Below are 22,050 nucleotides of genomic sequence, written 5' to 3'. Positions count from 1 at the left end.
TGAACAAAAGGTGAACCGAAGATGAGTCAGGGGGAAAATAAAAAGGTTCATCCATGAACCTACATACTATAGGAAAAGTAATGCGCGTATTCACGCTGCGTTACAGAGCACAGGATATAAAGTAAATATGGAAAAATAATGGAGGTTTACGATCAGAAAAAGCAGCAACTTTAAAACATGTAAAAATTCTGGTCTAACATTTACAAAAATAAAACAAATGCACAATTAAAAACAATAACACCTCGAAATCAACAAGAGTACAAAAAACACACTAATAAACAATGTAGTAAAACATAAAAACCAAAAAAACAACATGCGAAAATGAAGTAAAACTGCATAATAGATTAAAATGAAAACAAAAAACCAAAAAAAACACCATTTATATTTACAAATGAAACATATTAATTTAGCATGTATTTCACATTGAGAGGCTTTATTCCACTAGGCACTTTATGTACGTTATTTAGCACAGTTTTGGCCAACAAGGAGGTTGGCTTGTTTTTATCTTCCTTAGCACACTTTTTTAATGGTGTAGTTATGTTTGGCAGGCCTATGGCCTGCCTTTTTTTTATATTCAGCGCCGCAAACCATACTTTCTCTATGTCCTTAAAATAATGTCATTTATAAAGCCGCTTTTTACGGTACACTAAAGAAAATATCTATATGGTCGTTTTGATATGTCCCTGAGAAAACCCTACTCGGTTTTAGTTGTTATCTACAATGATAACAATGAATTTCTACTTATTCGCCGCACCGATGACGCAAATTTTTGGCAATCCGTCACAGGTGGAATTGATGACCTAGAAACCCCAATACAAACTGCGTATAGAGAACTTAAAGAAGAAACGGGTATTGATGCAGTAAACCTTGGAATAACAATATGCGATCACAACAAAACAAATAGTTATGAAATAAGACAATGCTGGAAACATCGATATATTAATAGTGCAACAATCAATACTGAACATGTCTTTAGTATCTGTGTGCCTTCAACAACTCAAGTCGTACTTGACCCCAATGAACATACAGCCTATCAATGGTTATCACAATCAAAAGCCGCTGCGCTCGCTTGGTCTGAAAGCAATAAGCAAGAAATTTTAGCAATGTCACTCTGCCCTAAAGCTCGCACCTAGTGACATTTTGCAGCACTCTATTTTGTGCTTAAGCTTCGCCGAGCGAATGTCATACCAACATTTATTATCTGAGAGTGACAGCACAGTCAATATATCAATTACAACTCACCAAAAAGCCGTTCTAAACCCCTTTATAGAGAACGAGCTTTACTCAAATTAAATAATACACCTTGTCTTAATCAATGATTTGCGATAAAAATATAAACTTAATACCTATATTAAGGACTGATTTATGAAGTTATCTTTAAATAAAAAAAATATAAAAACACTCACAAACGATAAGACACAGTTACCGCAAGAAGTAACAATGTTAATTGCTGGCGCAGGTCAACACTCAGGCCCAACTTTATGCACTGAAATTGGCTTAAATGCCGATAACTCTCGCCCCTCTATTTGTACAGCTAACCCACACAATTAAAATTTGTAGGCATGTATGCAAATACATGCCCTACGCTATTTAACCTCAGGTTTGGATAAGGGTTTTGGTATAGAAAATGTTTTGAAAACACACTTACGTACAATCTAATGATGATATTTTGCTCAATATCAAGGCGCTTTTATGCAGTAATAGCGGGCTATTACAAATGAAAGCAACGCCGAGAGTGAGAAAAATAGCTTTATTGGGCAATAAAGCTTATCCAGAGCTTAGGTTATTTACATATTCCGCAACCACAGCCCAGCACACAACTAAAGTAAAAGTTGGCGTTTCACACTGCCAATGGTAACTTTAATTCTCACATATGACTCACGTTCAGTCATAATTCAACCTGTAACTGAACATGCGCTCGATAACATATAAGGAAACATTATGGATCCAGTCACAGAAATAGTTAGTTTGCTGTTCAACATCGAGGTGGTGTTGCTCATTTTTGTTATCATCGTCTTGAAAAGCGGCATTAAGTTTGTCCCACAGAATAAAGCGTGGGTGGTTGAACGTTTTGGTAAATACCAGTCGACAAAAGAAGCAGGACTTAACTTTATTGTACCGTTTATTGACCGTATTTCTGCTGATAGAAGCTTAAAAGAACAAGCTGTTGATGTTCCCTCACAATCGGCCATCACCAAAGACAACATCTCGTTAATTGTTGATGGGGTACTCTACTTTCGCGTATTAGATCCTTATAAAGCAACATATGGTGTTGACGACTATATTTTTGCCGTCACTCAACTTGCCCAAACTACCATGCGTAGTGAGCTTGGTAAAATGGAACTAGACAAAACATTTGAAGAGCGAGATTTACTCAACACCAATATTGTTTCAGCTATTAACTCTGCGTCAGAACCCTGGGGTATTCAGGTTTTACGCTATGAAATTAAAGACATCGTTCCTCCTCAATCGGTTATGGAAGCGATGGAAGCACAAATGAAAGCCGAACGTGTTAAACGCGCACAAATACTTGAATCTGAGGGGGATAGACAATCGGCTATTAATGTTGCCGAAGGTAAAAAGCAAGCCCAAGTCCTCGCCGCAGAAGCCGATAAAACGGAGCAAATATTAAATGCTGAAGGTGAAGCACAAGCCATTATCGCTGTTGCAGATGCGCAGGCAGAAGCGCTACGTAAAGTCGGGGAAGCCGCAGACACCGTCCAAGGGCAAAAGGCAATACAGCTAGATTTAGCCACCAAAGCAATCGCAGCTAAAGAGGCCATTGCTAAAGAGTCATCGGTGGTGCTTTTACCTGAAAGTGGCACTGACGCCAGTTCACTGGTTGCCCAGGGCATGTCGATTATTAATACGCTAAACAGTAAGCAAAAGGGGTAAATATCGTGGACTCTATCGTTGATAATATTGCGCAAACATTAGTTATTGCAGGGATAGTAGCACTCATAATCGAAGTCGTTATTTTGGGCTTTGCCACATTTGTACTGCTTTTCCTTGGGTTATCATTGGTATTGTCTGGTAGCATGATGTATGCAGAGTTAATTACGCCTAGCTGGCTTAACGCCCTGTGGGTCAACGCTGTACTTACCTTTTTATTAGCGTTACTGCTTTGGAAGCCGCTAAAACGCATGCAAAACAATGTCGAGTCGTCCGACGTAAAAAGTGATTTCGCGGAAATAGAATTCGCACTCACCGATGACGTAAATCAAAACAGTACCGTGCACTATGCTTATTCTGGTATTCAATGGCAATTAAAGTCACAGAGCCCAATAACAAAAGGCACCATGGTCAAAGTCATTAAAAAAGAAGTCGGCGTGTTGTGGATTGAACCCATTGCTTAAGACATAATTGATAATACAAAATGCGGCATGTTGCCGAATTTTGTATTTTTGAGCGAATGGAATTTATAACAACCTATGCTGTTGAATAAACTCCACTAATGTATTGGCGATTTGCTGATGCTCTTGTGCGGTAGGATGCCAAATACATCCATTTAGCTCAGAGGTAAATGTTTGGGTATACAAGTTTGACTCACCTTGCTGTTCTAATCGTTCAATCGCTTGTTCTGTTGAAGGAATGATCAAGTCATACGGATATGCAGGTCGTGGCATAAAAACAATTGGGCGTTTTGGATAACGAACTCGTAACTGACTAACAAAACTCACCATTTCATCAACCCATGCTTGTTGTACTTCTTCTATGTTATGCCATGGTTCATGAGGCTGAGGATCTGTACTAAAATCATTTGTACCCACCTCAATCACAATGAGATCTGGGTAGGTGTCTTGGTAATTTATGTTTTGGTCAAATACCCCACCAGCACGATCATAATAATACGCTAAATCGTGGTGAGCTTGGTTGCCCCCCCAGTTTCGAATAAGGCCAAGCCCAGAAAACGACACCTGAGTAAAACTGCTATTTAACGACTTTGCTGCCACATAAGGAAATGCCAGTCGAGCATTGCTGGTTTCAACCACTTCACTCCATGTACATTGCCGTTTATTTGACTCACTGCCAAACCCAGCACTGATCGAGTCGCCAATATACAAAATATGTTTTTGATTTTGCCATATTCCCTCTAAACGTCCGTCAACATCAAAACTATGGATCGTCGCAAATTGTTCATAGTTCTCGGTCCTTTTTACAACCTCAATAACCACTTCTGCTTTCTCTTGCTGCTTAAATAACATAAATGTAGCGGGTTGTTCTGAGTATGTTGTTACTACCTTTTTATGTAATTGCCCATCAACTAATACGTCAAACTGATCACCATAGCCGGTTAATGTCATACTTAAACTGTGCCCAATCAACTTAGTTTTAAAGTAGCTACCAGGCCAGTTAAACTGCACTTCACCTTGCTCATAACTTTTTGAGATACGCCCTTCATATTGAATAGTATGATCCGTCGCTTGTACAGTTTGCGCTTGAGCACTTACCGCGAGGCCTAACGCAAATAAATTGAAGATTACCTTATACATGTTGTTGTTCCTTTCTTTAATAAGAACTAGTTAACTTAGTTTTCACATTAATAATTCGCAAGCAGCTGCTACTTGATTTTTTTTGAATTTGGCTCTTAGAAAAAGTGTTATTGATTGCAGCTAAATAATTAACGTAAAATACAATCATTATTATTTAGAACAGTGATGCCCTTGGTGCCAGCTCCCATTTTAGTCGTTGAAGACGACCCACAATTAAATCAACAAGTATGTGCATTGCTTGAAAATAAAGGGTTTGAAGTAACCTGTGTACACGATGGCGAGCAAGGATTAACCCATGCATTGGCATACGATTACGAACTGATCATTCTTGATATACGACTCCCTCTACTCGAAGGTTATGACGTCCTTTCTCAATTGCGAAAATGTAAACAGACTCCTGTACTCATATTGTCTGCTTGCGGGGCTGAACAAGATCGTATTAAAGGGTTGAGCATGGGCGCTGATGATTACCTTCCTAAGCCATTTAACATTGAAGAGCTTATTTTACGCGTGGAAGCGATATTGCGTCGCTCTCAACACTTTGAACAAAACACTACTCATTTTTTTATTGAAAAGAATGGGTTATCTCTAAATAAACATCAATTTGAAGCGACCTTTAATAACGCAAGCATTGAGATGACTGCCATACAATTTAAGTTATTGTGGCACCTAGTTGAAAATGCAGGCCAAGCACTCAGCAAGCCATACCTTTCTCAACAGGTTTTAGAACGACAATTTAGCCGCTATGACCGCAGTTTAGACATGCATCTCAGCCGCTTACGTAAAAAGCTGATAGCCGCAGGAATGGGCGCAGAATCCATAACAACTTTGCATGGCAGAGGGTATACGTTTAATGCATAAGCAGCTAAAAAAGCACTCTTTCTTTGCCCGTCTATGCTTATTAATCATTGGAGGCGCAGTATCACTTTTTTGGCTCGTCGACCTGCTAGCCAGTCATACTGAAATTAAGATGAGTCAATTAGAAGCACGGCATCAGCATACTTTAGAACACTATGGACGGCATGCAGAGCAACTCTATTTAGCCGGCGATTTAGACTTGCTAGAGCAGTATGTTGATATGATCCAACATGAAGAGAACACCTGGGCGGCGGTAGTTGAAAGGCAAATTACCCCCCTTGCCAATGGGACATTAACGCCCTTGTTTAGTGAGCATATTTATTTAGGCCGAGACATATCATGGAAAATTCACCTTTACTTTAACTACAACCCCATCATGGATGTACCCTTTGCTGATAACAAAACACACTTTCTTATTCAGCTGCCCCCCCACATGCGCCCCGGAGATTATTGGCAATTAACCTATCTCACAATCCAATTTATTTTACCTATTATTTTTTTAGCGGGATTCTGTATTCTTATATACCGCGCCATAATGAGGCCGTTAAAGCAGCTAGAAAGAGCCACTGAACGTTTTGCCAGCGGGCAGTTAAACACTCGAATACATGACAAAATTTCAAGTACCGATGGCGAATTTCAACAAATCGCCGCAACATTTGACCAAATGGCAAATTGTATAGAGCATACCATTGAATCACAAAGGCAATTTATTGCTGACTTTTCACATGAGATCAGAACCCCGATAGCCCGGGTGGAAACCGCATTGAGCTGCGCTGAGCAGTCAATTAACACCCAAAAAATGCTACAAAGAATACGCAAAGATTGTAACGCCATGCGCACACTGGCTGAAGATACTCTCACGCTAACATGGCTAGAAAATGAGTCAGCAATCGCAGATCATGCCATAGAGCGAGATACATTTGATTTAGTTGACCTCATCGACAGTATTATTGAAGACGTACAGTTTGAAGTGCCACATATTCAATTTAAGACCACTGCGCCTGACAGCTATCCCATTTTTAGCAACAGCCGTGTATTAGGCCAAGTTATTGAAAATATATTGCGTAATGCCAGTCGATATGCCAATAAGCACATTTCCGTTACCATAACTCTCAGTGGTAGTATCAAAATTGAAGATGATGGATGCGGCGTACCTGAGCATTTGTTAGAAGATATATTTAAACCGTTTTATCGGGTAACCAGTACACAAAAAAGTGCTGGATTTGGCCTCGGACTTGCACTGTGTCAACGTCATATACACAGGCTACAAGGCTCTATTTCAGCTAAGAACAGTCCTTCAGGTGGCTTAATCGTCACGATTAAACTCACCCCTTCACAAGTACAAATGTAACAGTTGTAAAAGTCCTTTCTGTTCCCCAATAAACAATGAATAATACGCGACATTGATAACTATTCGCATTTACAAAATAGGTAATTTCACATGCAGTTCTCTCGCTCTCCTATCTACATCGCAATGGCGGCTTTATCCACTGCCGCACTTATTAGCACCCCTGTACTGGCAAACGACACGTCAGAAAAAATGGAAATCATCGAAGTCCATGGAAAAGTGTCTGATGCTGATCAAGTCATTGGTCAAGCTCAAATGGCGCAATTGCAAGCCAATGATTTAGGTGACATATTTAGAAGCCAAGCCGAAGTGTCTGTCGGTGGTTCAAACCCAATCGCACAAAAGATTTATGTGCGTGGCTTAGAAGACACCATGCTAAACGTATCAATAGACGGCGCACTACAAGCTGGCTACTTATTCCATCACCAAGGTCGACTGACCATTGAGCCTGAGCTACTTAAACAAGTTGATATTGTGGCTGGTGCAGGTGATGCGACGTCTGGTTCAGGCGCATTAGGGGGCGCTATTCGCTTTCTAACTAAAGATGCCAGTGACTTACTTTCTGGTGATGAGCAATTCGGTGGTAACGTTAAACTTGGTTACTATGGTAATAGCGATGGCTTTAAGGCGAGTCTGACAGCTTACGGTCACATGACTGATGATTGGTCAGGTTTAGTGACAGTACTCAAGCGTGATACCAAAGACATGGAAGATGGTCGAGGTAATACCATGCCTTATACCGCGTCTGAGCAAGAAGTTGGGTTTGCAAAAATCACCGGTGAACTGAGTGATACGCAGACAATTTCAGCCAGTTATGACATGCGCCAAGACAACGGCACACGTTTACTTCGTGCACATTGGCACCCAAGTAGAAAGAACTTTGCATTACCACAAGAAAGTGAGCGTACAACCAGTACCGTAAATTATACGTATAATCCTGGTTCAGAGTTACTCAATGTGCACCTGAACGTATTTAACACTGAAAACTTTATTACACACGATCATCCGCTTCATGAAGGTGTTGATAATACCTATCATGCAGTATATGACTCTACGGGTTTTGATTTGCGTAATACCGCTCAGCTGAGCAATACCAAGATAGTGGCTGGTATTGATTACCGTTCAGATGAAGCAAAACTACAAAACATCGGCACTAAGTCTGAAACGGAAGGCCTTGAAAAAGGGAAAGTGTTCGGACTATATGTACAAAATTACATCGACGTTACTGAGCAATTTCAGATCAGTACAGGGTTACGTTACGATAACTACGAGCTCGTTGATGACAATGGCGTAACCATGAATTCAAATGGTTTCAGCCCAAATATTAATATGAGTTATGCCATTACTGAAGCATTTTCACTCAATGCAGGGTTTGCGCAAGCGCTACGCGGTCAAAAGGTTAAAGAGCTGTTTGTACTAGGCTATTACGACAACGACGTAAACCTAAAAGAAGAGCAAGCTAACAATTTTGAAGTGGGTTTCAAATATTTAGGTGACCGTTTAACCGTTACGGGTAATGTGTTTGATTCAACCATTAAAGATGCAGTGTCAACCGCTCGAAACCACGGCACAATTGAACACACACTGCTGACCAATGTCGGTGATATTGAAAATAGCGGCTTCAATTTACAAACGCGTTATCGTTTTGACAATATGAATGTGAGTTTAAGCTATAACCACAGTAAGCCTAAATGGGAAAACCACGTTAACCCAGCATTGAGTGGTGCGGCAATTAGCGACCAAGATTGGTCAATTGGTACAAGTTCTGGCGACACATTAACAGCTGGTATTAACTATACCATTTCAGACGATTTAGAAGTCAGCTGGAACAGCCGTTTTGTAAAACGGTTAACTAATTCAGGCGTCAACGTATGGGATAACAGTGCCCTACCAGAAAAAGCAGGCTATGCGGCGCACGACTTACAAGCAACTTGGTATGTTATGGGCAGCGAAGCGTTAGTCGTTGAAGCAGCAATCAAGAATATTTTTGACAAGTTCTACTACGACCACGCAACGTACGCAGCACTTGGTCCTATTGACTCAGGTGTCGCAGAACCAGGCCGTGACGCACGTGTAACGCTGGTTTGGAAGTTTTAACCTATTAAATTGAACCAACAAGTAACATGAATGTCATAATTAATGAAACTACTTGTTGTTAATCAAAGCGCAGTGTCTACGACACTGCGCTTTTTCTTTACCTAAAACAACTTATGTTTGCTTGTCCCAGTCAATACCACACTATATATCTGTATAACTTAGTTACATTTATCTAGTTTTTTCCAAACACTCCATTGTGAAGAGTAGCTCGTTGGGTTTTGATTGCGAGTCCACCACTTTGCTTGGTAAGTAAAACCATCATGACTTACTTTATTACCCGCAGTGTATACTGAGCTCGCTTGCCAAGCAGGGGTATCACAGCCAGTTGGTTTTGCGGTAACGCTAAAACGGTGTGTTTCAGATTGTGTCGCAAGACCTAATGAATCAGTCGCGACGGCATATACACTATAGTTGCCAACACTTGGTACCGTTACCGTAGCCGCATAAGGTGCCTGTGTACGCTTTATTTGTGTACCATTCACAAAATAGACAACGTGCTGTAAGTCTCCATCAGCATCTGAGGCATTTACTTGTAAAGTTACCGTGCTGCCCTGCTCAAATACACTGCCATTATTTGGTGACAATAAACTCACACTGGGTGCTGTTGGCGTAGGATCCGCGCCTTTAACCGTCACGTTAACAGATACAAGTTCTGATTTGGCTTGCTTATCATCAACCGCTTCTGCACTTAAACGATAGGTGCCTGCTGCCTCTGGTTGCCAGTTAAAGCTAAAAGGAGCTGACCGTAACGAGGTCAATAAGGTGCCATTAACACTCACATTGACTTGTTCAACTTGACCATCAGCATCATTTGCCACCAAACTTACGGCAACATTGTCGCCCACAGTTACGGTACTATTAGTCGTGTTTGGGCTTATAAACTGTACACTCGGCGCTTTATTTGGCTGCTCCGAATCTGAGCCGCACTCTAGCCCCTTTTTCCAAACACCCCATGCATTGGCATTGGTCGCTGGGCTTTGATCACGGTTCCACCATTTAGCGGTATATTCAAACCCTTCAAAGGCCACTTTGTTACCTTGTGTATACACTTGACCGGCTCGCCACTGAGCCGTATCGCAATCACTTGGGTTAATTAAGTTGAATACCACAGCAGGGGCATTGGCAGTCAGCCCTTCATTATCGGTGACTGCTGCTGTGACGACATACTCACCTTTCGTGTTACTTTGAAATTGTGTTGTATAAGGTGCTGAAGTCAGTGTTTTATAAACCTGTCCATTTACGCTGAATACCACTTTTGACACTTCACCATACTCGTCTTCTGCAAGTGCTTTTAGCTCGATATTAGTACCCACAATATGGCGGCTGTTGTTAACTGGGCTGGTAATATCGATGGTTGGCGCTTTATTGTCGGTGCAGGCAAACACACCCACTTTACTAAACGCATCCCCTACCGCTTTAATATCATAACCAAAGTCTTTTGCCGCATCGGTGACGCCACACGCTAGCGACTCATAATTACCGTTATACACCCAATAATTTTTATTGGCATGAAGCATCACTTCATAGGCTTTTTTCACACCCCAATTCTCGGTCGTAGAGAGTAAGTAAAAAGCACGGTTAAACACCCCTGAGCTATAATGAACATCTAAGCCACTTTTGTATTCACTGGCATGATCAATAGAACGGCCATCTCTACTTGGCATATCTAAATAACGCATTGCATCAAGATTTTTGAAGATACGTGCGCCAATTTTCCAATCAACTACGCAGCTGCCATCCGCTTGCTCGCTCAGATAACATTCCAACGCTTCAGATGTCATATCTGAAAAAGACTCGTTAACCCCCCCAGATTGTGCACTATACACAAGCTTCGAGTTTTGATGTGTCACACCGTGTGCAACCTCATGAGCAATCACGCCTAAAGAAGTAAACGGGTATACACGATGGTCACCATCGCCAAACGTAACCTCTTTACCATTCCAAAACGCATTTAGGTAATCTTGACGATAGTGAATACGCATCACCAAATCGCTACTCAACGCTCTACTATCAAACCATTCATGAAACATATCTATGGTTGCTTGACCATAAAATACCGCATCATTGAGCGGTGAATATGCGCCATTGATGGCTTTGTGGGTATTTTCAAAACAAGGGAATTCAAAAGTATGCGTATTCGTTGTCCCATGCTCCATGTCGATCACGCGGATATCGCTATCTTGCATTGCACAGTGACCATTGCCTAAGTCGGTCGCGTTAAATTTGGCTTTTGACTCACCAAAATAATACTTTCCAGTTTTTTCATTACCACCCGGCCCCATGCCAATTTTTGCGTGTGCTAATGTCTCTGTTTGACTTAACACTTCACCCGTTTGCGCGTCAATCACCAGCTCGGGACGAGTCGGATGCTCAAGCGTTTCCGCATAAAATGTAACAATATAGGCAAGACGGAAGCTCTCTTGGTAAGGGTAGATCACCAGCTCTGCGTGTTCATCATTGGTAAATTGGATATTCGCCACATTTTGACGACCATACTCAATGGCCTTCGACTCGTCAAAACTCGGAACCGTCACGTCAACATAGGCATTTTCAACCACGCTGCCACTCACTGACTTAATTGTACCTTGGCGATGATTTAATGCGCCTACATAGTTTTCAGCGTCATGATGAGTGACAACTTCACCACCGTGCACACGCACGCCGCGATAATGTTGACTGCGGCGGATGTGTTTACCATCTGCTGAGCGCTGATGCGCTTTAAATTGTAACGACGTTTCATGGTTACCCTGAGTAGAGAACTGGCTTTGCTGAGGTGAGAAAACATCCATAAGCTTTTGCTTTAATTCTACATTTGTATGTATCTGCGTAGCTTGAGTGGCATAAAGCGGGAAACTACTGGCGGCAACCAGTAGCGCGATTGGGGTTAGTTTGAACATAATGATCTCTATAATTTTTGTTTTTGTAAAAAGGGCCTCCTTGCCCCAATCGTGTGTTAGTTAAATAAACTTGAGGTTATAGCTTGCGCCACACAGCATTACTGCCTGGTGTTTGACCTCGTGTCCACCAGCGTGCTTGGTATTTAATGCCATCGTGCTTTACTTGATCGCCACCGGTGTAGACTAAATCACTGCGCCAGTCACGAACCGTGCCGTCATCAGGAATGATCTCTTGCCATACACCGCCGTTACTTGGTACAGCCCCTTTGGTCCACCAACGTGCTTTATATTGCACGCCGTTATACCAAACGATGTTGCCACCCACATACACGGTGTCTGCGTTCCATGTTGTTTTACCTGGCTCAGGTGTTGGATCTGGCGTAGTCTCTGTGTTTTTCACCGTCACGCTAAATTCACGCTCAACCGTATTCACCCCATCAGACACTGAAACAGAGCCTGTTACACGTTGGTCTTGCTCTACTTCTGTGGTGGTCAATATCACTTCACTGCCAGAGCCGACAATGCTATGACCTGGTACTTGCCAGCTATAGCTCAATGTCTTCCCTTCTGGATCCGAAGCCACCACGCTCAATGCTACTTCACTGTTTTCATCCACAACAATGTCTGTAACTTCTGCCACGCTCGGCGCTTTATTTTCTACAACAGGTGCACTCACCATTACTTTGACCGATGCAGTTACGTCATTGACTCCATCAGATACCGTTAAATTCACGGTATAAACGGCATCTTTTGTGATCTCTGGCGCTGTAATAACGAGTGTTTCATTATTCGCAGTCAAAGTTAACGCACTGTCTCCCTGCCAAAGGTAAGTCAGAGGCTTTCCTTCTGGATCTGTGGCATTGGCCACAAGCTGGGTCGTCGCGCCTGATATAACATTTACTTCACTCGTTAGCTCAAGCGTTGGCGCATGATTTTTAGGAGGAACTGGCGTTGATTTTCCAGCAAGACCTTCATGCATCGCATTTAATATGTCACCGTTGTCTGCATCAATTTCCCACGCAAATAAGCCACCAAGATTATGCTCACGTACATATCGGCCTTTTGCTTGCACTGAGCGTGGGCTATCGTACGTTACCAAGGTACCTTTTTGCTGATTCCATACATATGCAGCTTGTGCTTGCTCGTCATAGCCAACCTCAAAACCATTCACGCCCTGCTCGGTTGCACCAATCATATGAGACTTGAGCCCCTTATAATCAATCACGCCCGCTTCCCACACTCCTTGAGACGTTGAACCACGTAATTTACCGTTAGCCGGTGCCGTCATAGGGTTGCCTGCAATGGTCGCATTTTCAGGTTTCACCCCTTCCCAACCACGGCCATACATCGCAGCACCTATTACTAGCTTTTCGCTTGGCACGCCTTGTTCAAGCAACAACTTAACTGCATTATCTAATGTATAGGCAGGCCCTTTGCGCGGCTCACCGTTTTCATCTACACCTGTGCCATTACATTCATCGGCTGATAAATGCGACCCACAATAAATACCTGTTTGATGTCCAGTTACGTTGTTCCAACCACCATGAAAATCATATGTCATCGCAAAAATGTAGTCCATATATTGCGCAGCTTGTTGATAATCAACGTCTTCAATTTTGTCCCATCCAGAACCTATCGCAGAGGTCAACTCGTATTCACGGCCAGTTTGCGCTTCAAGATCATCGAGCATAATGCGCAGCTCTTTCATCAGCGTCACATAAACTTCTCCATCTTTGTCACTACCTAAGTTCGGGTTAGCGCCATCTCCGCCAGGGAATTCCCAGTCAACATCAATCCCGTCATAAAACTTCCAGGTGGTTAAAAACTCACGCATTGACTTAACGAATGTGTCACGGTTGGCTTTATTGTCAAAATCAAAGAATGGATCTGATAATGTCCAGCCGCCCACAGAAGGTAAGATTTTTAAGTCTGGGTTACGTTGTTTAAGTGCCATAAGTTGTGCGTAGGTACCGCGAATTGGATCACTGCTGCTCACACCTGGCAGTGCTTTTTGTACTGCTGCCCATGGGTCATGAATCACCACTTCGTAATCTTCTGAACCCCCACATGCCAGATTTAATGCACGTAAGCTGTTACCGTTTTCAATTTCAGCCAGTGACTCATTTGGGCCACAAATTGGAATAAAACCATAGAGTAAATGGGTTAAGTTATCAGCTGGGATTTGCGTCACATCGAACTTACGACCATAAATACCCCATTCAACAAAATATGCACCAACAACCGTATTAGGATCAGTATCAAACTGTTTGTTATTTGGGTTAACGTTTAACGGTAATGGCGCTAAATGCCCGCCGTCAGTATCGGCAATCACAATCGGCTTAGTGGCGCTTTTTACACAGCCGGTTTCATCACACAATGCAATTTGCAGTTGATGACGACCCGATTTTTTATACGGGAAGCTGATCACGCCACTTTTAGAACCAGGCGATAACTGACCTTCATTGACGAGTTCATTGTCGAAATATACCTGATAGCTATCGCCGCCTTTGCCAGACCAAGCGTTCCACTCAATTTGAATGTTTACTTCGTCTTTTGCTTGAATAAGTTGTTTGTATGATCCACGACCATAAATATTCACATCCACAAACGAGTAATTTTGTGGCTTCCACGTGATACTGGGTGTTGATGGTGCTGCTACGGTACTTGCACTTGCCAGCGCAGCCCCAACAGCAACCGCTGAGAGTAAAAATTTAAACATAGTTTTTCCTATAGTATGTTGTTTTAATAGTTATTATTTAAAGCTTTTTTAAAGCAATGAAATTTAATGTTTTATAAGGTGGTTATAGTTTCTGCCACACAGCATTACTGCCTGGCTGCTGGCCTCGAGTCCACCAGCGCGCTTTGTACTTCTGGCTTTGAAAGGTCACAATACTGCCCCCTTGATAAGCCGTACTTGCATTCCACGCATTGCTGCTATCGTCTGTTGTTACTAATTGCCACGCTTGGCTTTGGTCTGGTCGCTGACCTTTTACCCACCATTTAGCACGATAGGTTTTTCCGTTGTAAACCGCAGTATCTCCGGCGGTATAGACTTTATTTGCTTGCCACGTGTCACCTTCTGGCGGTGTCGGAGGCGTTGGCGGGGTTACCTTGTTAGTGACAGTGATATGTAGCGGAACCGTTTTACTTAACATCCCATCAGAGACCGTAACCTGCCCGGTATACTCAGTGTCTGCAGTCACTTCAGGTGCGGTGACTGTGATTGTTGAACCAGCCCCTGTATAGCTCAGCGCGTTAGGCAACTGCCAAGCAAAGGTTAGCGTGCTTTGCTCATCGTCAAAGGCATGAACATGTAAGTGCTTATTGGTATTTTCTTCTAATGTTAATGGCTGTGGCGTATGTACTGTCGGCGCTGTGTTAACTGGTTGCTTTACAATACTTAAATTGTAGCTATGCGCTGTGTCACTAACAAAAACCTGATTGGATGACAGGTTTTGATGATCGAATGTCACATCACCTGTTGCTGACTTAACACCAATCTGAATCAAATCAGGATTATCTTGCACAACTAGCTGAGCCAATTGCATCGCCCAATCTAATGAGTGCTCAGTTACTTTAAATTGCTGTTGAATGAGTTCTTGTCCGTTTGCATCAAACAAACGCAGCCATACCGTGTCACCCGCTAATGCGTCTTGACCTTGCTTTACGTAAAAACCAGCTGAGTGCCAAACCACCGGATCAGGCGTGCTATCTGTGCGTTCAATGGTAATATCGCTACAGTTGTAAAACCCTTCTCCAACCACATCATCTCGCTGCCAACGGCTATATAAAATAGCGTCACCTGTAAACTGCTCAGGGATAGCAACCGTCATTTCATAATATCGCTTGCCATCAGGTGCCATAAAAAATGCCACATTGTCATGCTCTTGCACCAGCTCAAGCTGGTCCCAGCGCAGTGACTCTGTACTGATCGCAGTGCCCGGCTTAGTTACATAGAACTGCCAAAAACTAGGATTGTGTGGAGTAGTGGCGCGATATCGAACTTTTATATCACCATTACTATTTGGCTTAACCACCGTGCGCTGCCAATCAGCAGAAGCGATATTCATACCCGCTTTATTGGCATCGCCAGCGGCGCATAACTTGCCATTTGGCACTGCCGCTTCAACCGCAGTTTGATTATTGAAATCTGCCACGTTCGCTGCAAATTCATGCCTTTGAATAAACTGTACATGGTCGCTTTTTAGAAAAGCAGCTCGACATGCCGCATTTGGAATATTGCTGCCATCTTTTGGCCACCAAAAGCCCCCTTGTTCTTGGCAAATGGTTTGACGCGCTTTAGGGCTATCCATATATCCGTGGGCATGCACCTGCGGTATTGCAGCGACAGTGATCCCCAGCGCAACCGCTGTCAGTGTTAATTGTTGTTTCATAAGTTTCCCTAGGGCCGCAAGCGACCCTTGAATTAGACTGTGTGTTTTTCGCTCTCTAAACCAGAATGGTTAAATGTCACACACTTTTTGCCAAGCACCGCCATCAGACGGCGCACTATTGGTCCACCACTTCGCCTTAAATACAGCTTGGTTGTGAATGATGTGGTCGCCACCTAATGCGTGACTTGGCTGTCCAGCCCAGTTAGTACGCGGCCAGTTTGGATAGGTATTAAGCGTTGATACATCAATGCCATTACATTGTTTGTCTGATGGGGGGGTGCCATCACCTGGGTCGGGTGTGTCGTTATTAGCAACTGGCAGCGCTGGGTACTCTGTTGCAAACGCGTACTTTTTACCATCTTTTTCAATCACGAAATTTACCGGCCCAGTAATGGGCATGTAATACATCACTTGCGCATTGACTGTTTCGCCTTTTTTGAAAGACTCAAGCTGGCCACCCCATTGATTTTTTAAGGTGATTGAAAAGCGATGGAATTCATTTTCAAATCCGCCAATGTTATTACCAGAGGCATTTGAGTTATCTAATTCAACTTGCATCCCAAGCTTTTTCTGTGCATTCCAATTTGACTTGAAAATAGCAGACGTTGACGTTGGCACGTTGAACGATATTTTTGCCCCCGTTAAATCAATTTCTGAGTGGTTCGTAAAAGCAAAAGTAGGTCTGATCGGATAGTTTTGGTCACCGACTGGGAAGTCTTTGGCAACAAACCTCACATCGACCGCCGTTTCAGGTGGTGTAAACTGCGAGTCCCCTAAATGCGCTCCATACGCTTTGCCACTTTGATTAAAAGTGTCATACGCCAACGATGTCATCGTCGAGCCCATAAAGTATTCGCCCTTATTGGCATCAAATGCATAGTCACCGGCAAGCTCCCAGAACATCACGCCACCTAAGTCTTTATCAATAACATAATCTAACTTTGTCTTCATAGACTCAGTATCTTCTATTGATAAGAACACTTTTTTCTGGGCATTCCACAGCCAAGGGGCCACGGCAACCTCATCGTAATGACGTTCATATTTCCCCGTCATAACATCATCAGGATCAGACTCTGGCGTCAGACCATAGGTAGCCAAGTAACTAGGTACTATGCCATTTTCTAAGTTTTTAGCATGCCATAACGGGTTGCTACCTGCAGCCACTTCTTGACCATTTTCAAGATCATGCCATAAGTTATCGATGCCAACCGCGCCGTTACCACATTTGTTTTTGTCACCAATGCCGGTGCCTTTAGGACAATCGCTTTGATTTGGCAGCGGTGCACGCCCCCATAAGCCATTCTCTGCGCCATTCACACCTTGAAAACCTCGGGTGTAATACGGCAAGCCAATATTAATTCGCCCTGATGGCAATGCGCCTCTGAAGTAATTCACCGCCCAGTCGGTATTCAAATAGCCAATACCACCAAACTCTTTAGTACCATATACATTCCACACCTTTAACTCAGAATCTTTACCTGTATCGAATAAAGGTGCGTTATGCCCCACATGGTCGTTCCATGCGCCGTGTAAGTCGTATGACATAATATTCACGAAGTCTAAATATTGCGCCGTTTGAAAGGTTTCCATCCCGCGTAATAAATAGCCTGACGAAGGCGAAGCAATGGTCAACATATAATGTTTATCATCGTGTTCACCGGCTTTATCAAGTGCCTCACGTAATGCTTTCATCAGTACTTGATAAGACTTGTTCAACCCCGCACGACGCTGGTTGCTGATCTCAAAGTCCTCAGGATGCCCTGAGTCTTTCATTGACGATGGATATTCATAGTCGACGTCTAAGCCATCAAAGCCATAAGTCCGCAAAAATTCCACACTACTGGCAACAAATGCGTTAATGCCTGCGTGATTAACGCTGCCATCTTCATTGGTTGTCATTGTATAAAACCCACCACTGGCAACGCGTTTTCCTGTTTCGTCAAAGAAGCCGCCAGTCTCAGCCCAGCCACCGACAGAGATCATGGTTTTTACGTGAGGATATTGCTGCTTATATTTATTTAGGAGGTTAAAGTGACCCGTATAAGGGAGCGCAGGATCCATCTCAGCACCCGCGACACCCGGCCACGTCATATTGGTTGCCGCGTTGTTTTCGGCGTTTGGGTTACCAATGCTGATTTCATTTTCAGCATTAACATGGGCAAATGCATAGTTGATGTGGGTGATTTTATCCCAAGGAATATCTTTAACTAGGTAACTCGGCTGATCATTTTTACCCGTTCTCCAGCTCGTAAAGTAACCAATAACACGACGGGGGTGATCAACCCCCATTTTTTCGCGACCTTCACTGTCGTATATATCGCAGTAAGCAGGTGTTACATCCGGCGTTTGATACAAACCGGCAGGACGACAGTTGTCATGACTGTCTGGCTGGTCGCCTTTTTCTTTTACTGTAAATACCCGTTGTACTACTTCTGACTCAGCGCCATGTTCATCAATTGCACTTAACGTAAATACCTGACGGCCTGCTGCTTTCGCTTGCCAATCAAACTGGTGGGTTAGATCAGTCGTTTCAACCAGTATCTCGCCATTAAGACGCAACACTTGCTTGAGTGTATCTTCATCTAAGTCATTTGCTTGAAGTGTAAAGCCTATGCTCGCACCCACTTCAAGCTCTGAAGGCAATTGCGCTGCAAGACGCACAGTGGGCGCGTTATTGGTGTCTTTCGGTAAAGTGTTTACTGTCACTTTGCGACTAATAGAACGTCCGGTATCTCCATCATCATCTAATGCGACGGCATGAAATTGATGTTCACCGACCTTTGCTTGCCAGTTAAACAAATACGGGGCACTGTCTAACACACGCACGAGTTCATCATCATGATACACCGCAACCTGCTTAACGGTTCCATCACTGTCGGTCGCGGCAAACTCAATGATAACGCTGTCATTTTCAAGCACAGTAACATCAGCTGCAGGCTTTAGCCAATCCACACTTGGGGCTGTATTTTCAGGCTCTGATGACGAACAGTTACCTAGTTTACTCCACTCTTGCCACTGACCTGAACGGAGCTTCGGAGATGTTTTGTTCCACCAATTGGCTTTATAAGCAACATCATCTTGCTGAACTTGATCACCACTGGTGTAAATGGTGTTTGCTTGCCACTTATCTAACGGGGCACAATCAATCGCAGCGAATGCTGAACTGCTCAGCATAGCGGCTGTTATTGCGCTAAATTGAAAAATACGCTTATGGTCGCGTGAATACGGCATGAAACCTTCCTAATTTGTATGTTTTTTGTTATTTATGCCACTTAATGGTTACAAATGTACCCATAGGTAGACACGGCGCAGAATTCTACACTCGAAAAAACCAACCACAAGGGGTTAGCAAAAATAAAAACAAACACAAAAAAGGATTAGAAATAAAATAACATAACATTTAGAAATACAGTGAAACTCATTGTATTTATTGATAAAAACAATACAATAACATGAATAAAACCAAAAATTAGCACAAAATTCACACCAATATTTATTCTTTATGTGTATTTCATTCGTTACAAATAAAGCATATCAAACCAGTAGCAAGGGTAAAAAGTACTAATAAAAATAATTTGATTAGTATTTTTTAACTATCAAAAGTTCTAGAAACTTGTCCTTTATGAATAAAATTAGCGATTTAGCTGATCTCAATACGCTATAATCAGCGCTAACTAATTTGAAAAGGTCGCGGATAAATGAAAATAGTAAAACTGACATTGTTAATTGTTGTTACATTTTTTGTGGGTTTTTTGAGCGGCCTGTACGCACTGCCTATTATCAGTGCACCTGCGAGTCCAAGTATGCTAGAACTCGCTACTGCCACTCAACATGTAAAGCACAAGGGGCAGTTCGTCAGTTCACTGAAAGATTCAGACTTGCTACATTTTGCAAAAGGTGATGTGAGCATCTCAACAGACACCATTGCTTTTCAAGGCACCATCGCACCGGGACCTGATTATAAGTTGTACTTGGCAAAGCAGTTTGTAGAAACAGAAGCTGACTTCATGCGTTTGAAGTCAGAAATGATCAGTATTGCTGACATAAAAACGTTTGACTCTTTTATTGTTACTGTTCCAAAGCATATTGATATAGAAGCATTCAATACCGTGATAATTTGGTGTGAAAGCTTTTCTCAATTTATTTCTGCAGCCCAATACCAAGTCATTATAAAAGAGGGTGTAACCGAAAAAGCCATTTAATACTTGGGTATTAAATGGCTTTGCATTGCTGGGTGTTGTCAGTACCTAACGAACTGACATGCAATGATTTTTTAAAATCGGCGTTATATAAATACGTTGAAAGTACTGTTCACTCGAGTGGCCTTAAACAGCCTTCCATCTAATCTAGTTGCCCTTAGGCGGCTTGAGCTTTACTTGTGTCATGACGTATCAAGTAATCAAATGCTCCTAGGCTTGCGGTTGCACCAGAGCCCATTGCAATTATGATCTGTTTAAAAGCACTAGAGGTAACATCTCCTGCGGCATATACCCCAGGCATTGAAGTCGCGCCTTTACCATCAACTTCAATTTCACCAAATTGAGTTAATGCCACATCTGAATTTTGTAACCATTCACTGTTTGGTATTAGGCCAATTTGTACAAAAATACCCGCTACTGGCAGTTGATGTTCAACGTGTGTATCTCTGTCAATATAGGTTAAGCCAGTGACTTTCTTATCATCCCCAAGTACTTGTGTTGTTTGTGCATGAGTAATGATTGTTATGTTTGGTAAACTGCGTGCTTTTTTGATCAAGACGTCATCAGCACGCAAGGTGTCGGCAAATTCCAGTACGGTGACCTGCTCTACAATGTTGGCTAAGTCTATCGCGGCCTCTATTCCTGAGTTTCCACCGCCAATAACAGCAACCGGTTTACCTTTGAATAATGGGCCATCGCAATGAGGGCAATACGCAACTCCTCGGCCTTTATATTCAGCTTCTCCTGGCACATTCATGCTTCTCCATCGAGCACCTGTCGCGACAACTATCGATTTGGCTTTTAACGTTGCACCACTTTCAAGTTCAATGCTCAGTAATTCATCTGCAGATACACTGAGCGCTCTTTGCCCTTTCATAATATCGACTTCATACTGGTTAACGTGTTCTTCTAATTGCGCCACCAGTTTAGGACCTTGTGTTGCTTGTACAGAAATAAAGTTTTCTATGCCGAGCGTCTCTGAGACTTGGCCGCCAAACTTATCAGCAACAACGCCCGTTTTAAGCCCTTTCCTGGCTGAATAAATTGCCGCTGATGCCCCAGCCGGACCACCGCCAACAACAAGTACATCAAAAACCCCTTTTTTATTAAGCTTTGCCGCATTTTTCTCTGCTGATGTACTATCAACCTTATTTAAAATATCACTCAGGGTAACAGCCCCCTGTGAGAATAACTCTCCATTTAAGTAAACCGCAGGCACCGCTAATATGTTGCGCTCATTGACCTCGTCTTGAAATAACGCGCCATCTATCATCGTCGAACGTACATTAGGGTTAGTGGCAGCCATTAAGTTAAGCGCCTGCACAACTTGCGGACAAGTCTGGCAACTCAATGAAATATAAACCTCAAAATTAAGCGGTTTATCGAGTGCTTTGATCTGCGAAATTTCATCCTCTGACGCTTTAGCTGGGTGACCACCAGTTTGTAGTAATGCTAAAACCAATGATGTAAATTCATGACCCATTGGCACACCTGCAAACTCAATGTGGGTGTGCTTATCTGGGGAACATACCGCCATGCTGGGCTTACGTGTGTTCGCTTGCGTCGCATGTTTAATTGAAATGTGCTCACTTAGTGACGCTAGATCGTCTGCTAAGGTTTGAATTTCTTTTGATTTATTGCTGTCATCGAGGGCAATGATCAGCTCAATCGGATTAGTAATGGCACTAAAATGGCTTTGTAGTTGGTGTTTGATATTTTCATCGAGCATGCTTAATTTCCTCACAGCAATAAGTGATACACGGG

The 22,050-nt window shown here is 42.7% G+C and carries 14 protein-coding genes; 8 read left to right on the top strand and 6 right to left on the bottom strand.

From position 1 onward, the window contains the following. Positions 1-677: 677 nt before the first annotated feature. The 4 genes from nudB to BGP78_RS21550 all read left to right on the top strand — a co-directional run bounded on the left by nudB (position 678) and on the right by BGP78_RS21550 (position 3,356). Positions 678-1,133, top strand: coding sequence for a dihydroneopterin triphosphate diphosphatase (gene nudB, locus BGP78_RS21565; RefSeq protein ID WP_119863324.1), 456 nt, complete (start codon positions 678-680; stop codon positions 1,131-1,133). A gap of 232 nt (positions 1,134-1,365) precedes the next feature. Continuing rightward, on the top strand, positions 1,366-1,551 hold the full coding sequence (locus BGP78_RS21560) for a hypothetical protein (protein ID WP_119863323.1): 186 nt from the start codon (positions 1,366-1,368) through the stop codon (positions 1,549-1,551). A gap of 390 nt (positions 1,552-1,941) precedes the next feature. Next, positions 1,942-2,895, top strand: coding sequence for an SPFH domain-containing protein (locus BGP78_RS21555; RefSeq protein ID WP_119863322.1), 954 nt, complete (start codon positions 1,942-1,944; stop codon positions 2,893-2,895). 5 nt (positions 2,896-2,900) lie between these two features. Next, positions 2,901-3,356, top strand: coding sequence for an NfeD family protein (locus BGP78_RS21550; protein WP_119863321.1), 456 nt, complete (start codon positions 2,901-2,903; stop codon positions 3,354-3,356). 63 nt (positions 3,357-3,419) lie between these two features. Here BGP78_RS21550 and BGP78_RS21545 read toward each other — a convergent pair whose 3' ends face one another. Then, positions 3,420-4,493 (bottom strand): SGNH/GDSL hydrolase family protein, encoded by a 1,074-nt coding sequence (locus BGP78_RS21545; RefSeq protein ID WP_119863320.1) that lies wholly within the window; start codon positions 4,491-4,493, stop codon positions 3,420-3,422. Positions 4,494-4,667: 174 nt separating this feature from the next. On the opposite strand from BGP78_RS21545, the gene BGP78_RS21540 reads away from it, so the two are divergent. The 3 genes from BGP78_RS21540 to BGP78_RS21530 all read left to right on the top strand — a co-directional run bounded on the left by BGP78_RS21540 (position 4,668) and on the right by BGP78_RS21530 (position 8,796). Beyond that, positions 4,668-5,354, top strand: coding sequence for a response regulator transcription factor (locus BGP78_RS21540; RefSeq protein ID WP_119863360.1), 687 nt, complete (start codon positions 4,668-4,670; stop codon positions 5,352-5,354). After that, positions 5,347-6,702 (top strand): sensor histidine kinase, encoded by a 1,356-nt coding sequence (locus tag BGP78_RS21535; protein ID WP_182912359.1) that lies wholly within the window; start codon positions 5,347-5,349, stop codon positions 6,700-6,702. Before BGP78_RS21540 ends, BGP78_RS21535 begins: the two co-directional genes overlap by 8 nt. 90 nt (positions 6,703-6,792) lie before the next feature. Next, positions 6,793-8,796: a TonB-dependent receptor domain-containing protein gene (locus BGP78_RS21530; RefSeq protein WP_119863318.1), complete on the top strand. Its 2,004-nt coding sequence runs from the start codon at positions 6,793-6,795 to the stop codon at positions 8,794-8,796. Positions 8,797-8,954: 158 nt separating this feature from the next. On the opposite strand, the gene BGP78_RS21525 is transcribed toward BGP78_RS21530, so the two are convergent. From BGP78_RS21525 to BGP78_RS21510, 4 genes are all read right to left on the bottom strand, one after another. Continuing rightward, positions 8,955-11,693 carry an Ig-like domain-containing protein gene (locus BGP78_RS21525; RefSeq protein ID WP_119863317.1) on the bottom strand — a complete coding sequence of 913 codons (2,739 nt, stop codon included), beginning with the start codon at positions 11,691-11,693 and terminating at the stop codon, positions 8,955-8,957. Between the two features lie 76 nt (positions 11,694-11,769). Continuing rightward, positions 11,770-14,412 carry a glycosyl hydrolase family 18 protein gene (locus BGP78_RS21520; RefSeq protein ID WP_119863316.1) on the bottom strand — a complete coding sequence of 881 codons (2,643 nt, stop codon included), beginning with the start codon at positions 14,410-14,412 and terminating at the stop codon, positions 11,770-11,772. Positions 14,413-14,494: 82 nt separating this feature from the next. Continuing rightward, positions 14,495-16,087: a lytic polysaccharide monooxygenase gene (locus BGP78_RS21515; protein WP_119863315.1), complete on the bottom strand. Its 1,593-nt coding sequence runs from the start codon at positions 16,085-16,087 to the stop codon at positions 14,495-14,497. 69 nt (positions 16,088-16,156) lie between these two features. Further along, entirely contained in the window at positions 16,157-19,318 is a 3,162-nt protein-coding gene (locus BGP78_RS21510) for a glycosyl hydrolase family 18 protein (RefSeq protein WP_119863314.1), read from the bottom strand. A gap of 467 nt (positions 19,319-19,785) precedes the next feature. Between BGP78_RS21510 and BGP78_RS21505 the strand changes: the two genes are divergently transcribed. Continuing rightward, positions 19,786-20,289, top strand: coding sequence for a DM13 domain-containing protein (locus BGP78_RS21505; RefSeq protein WP_119863313.1), 504 nt, complete (start codon positions 19,786-19,788; stop codon positions 20,287-20,289). A 154-nt stretch (positions 20,290-20,443) separates the two neighbouring features. On the opposite strand, the gene ahpF is transcribed toward BGP78_RS21505, so the two are convergent. Next, complete coding sequence (ahpF, locus tag BGP78_RS21500; protein ID WP_119863312.1) at positions 20,444-22,015, bottom strand: alkyl hydroperoxide reductase subunit F; 1,572 nt, start codon at positions 22,013-22,015, stop codon at positions 20,444-20,446. Positions 22,016-22,050: the final 35 nt, after the last annotated feature.

The sequence above is a fragment of the Pseudoalteromonas sp. MSK9-3 genome, from assembly GCF_003590335.1.
Taxonomy (GTDB): domain Bacteria; phylum Pseudomonadota; class Gammaproteobacteria; order Enterobacterales; family Alteromonadaceae; genus Pseudoalteromonas.
This window is presented reverse-complemented; position numbering and strand designations above follow the sequence as displayed.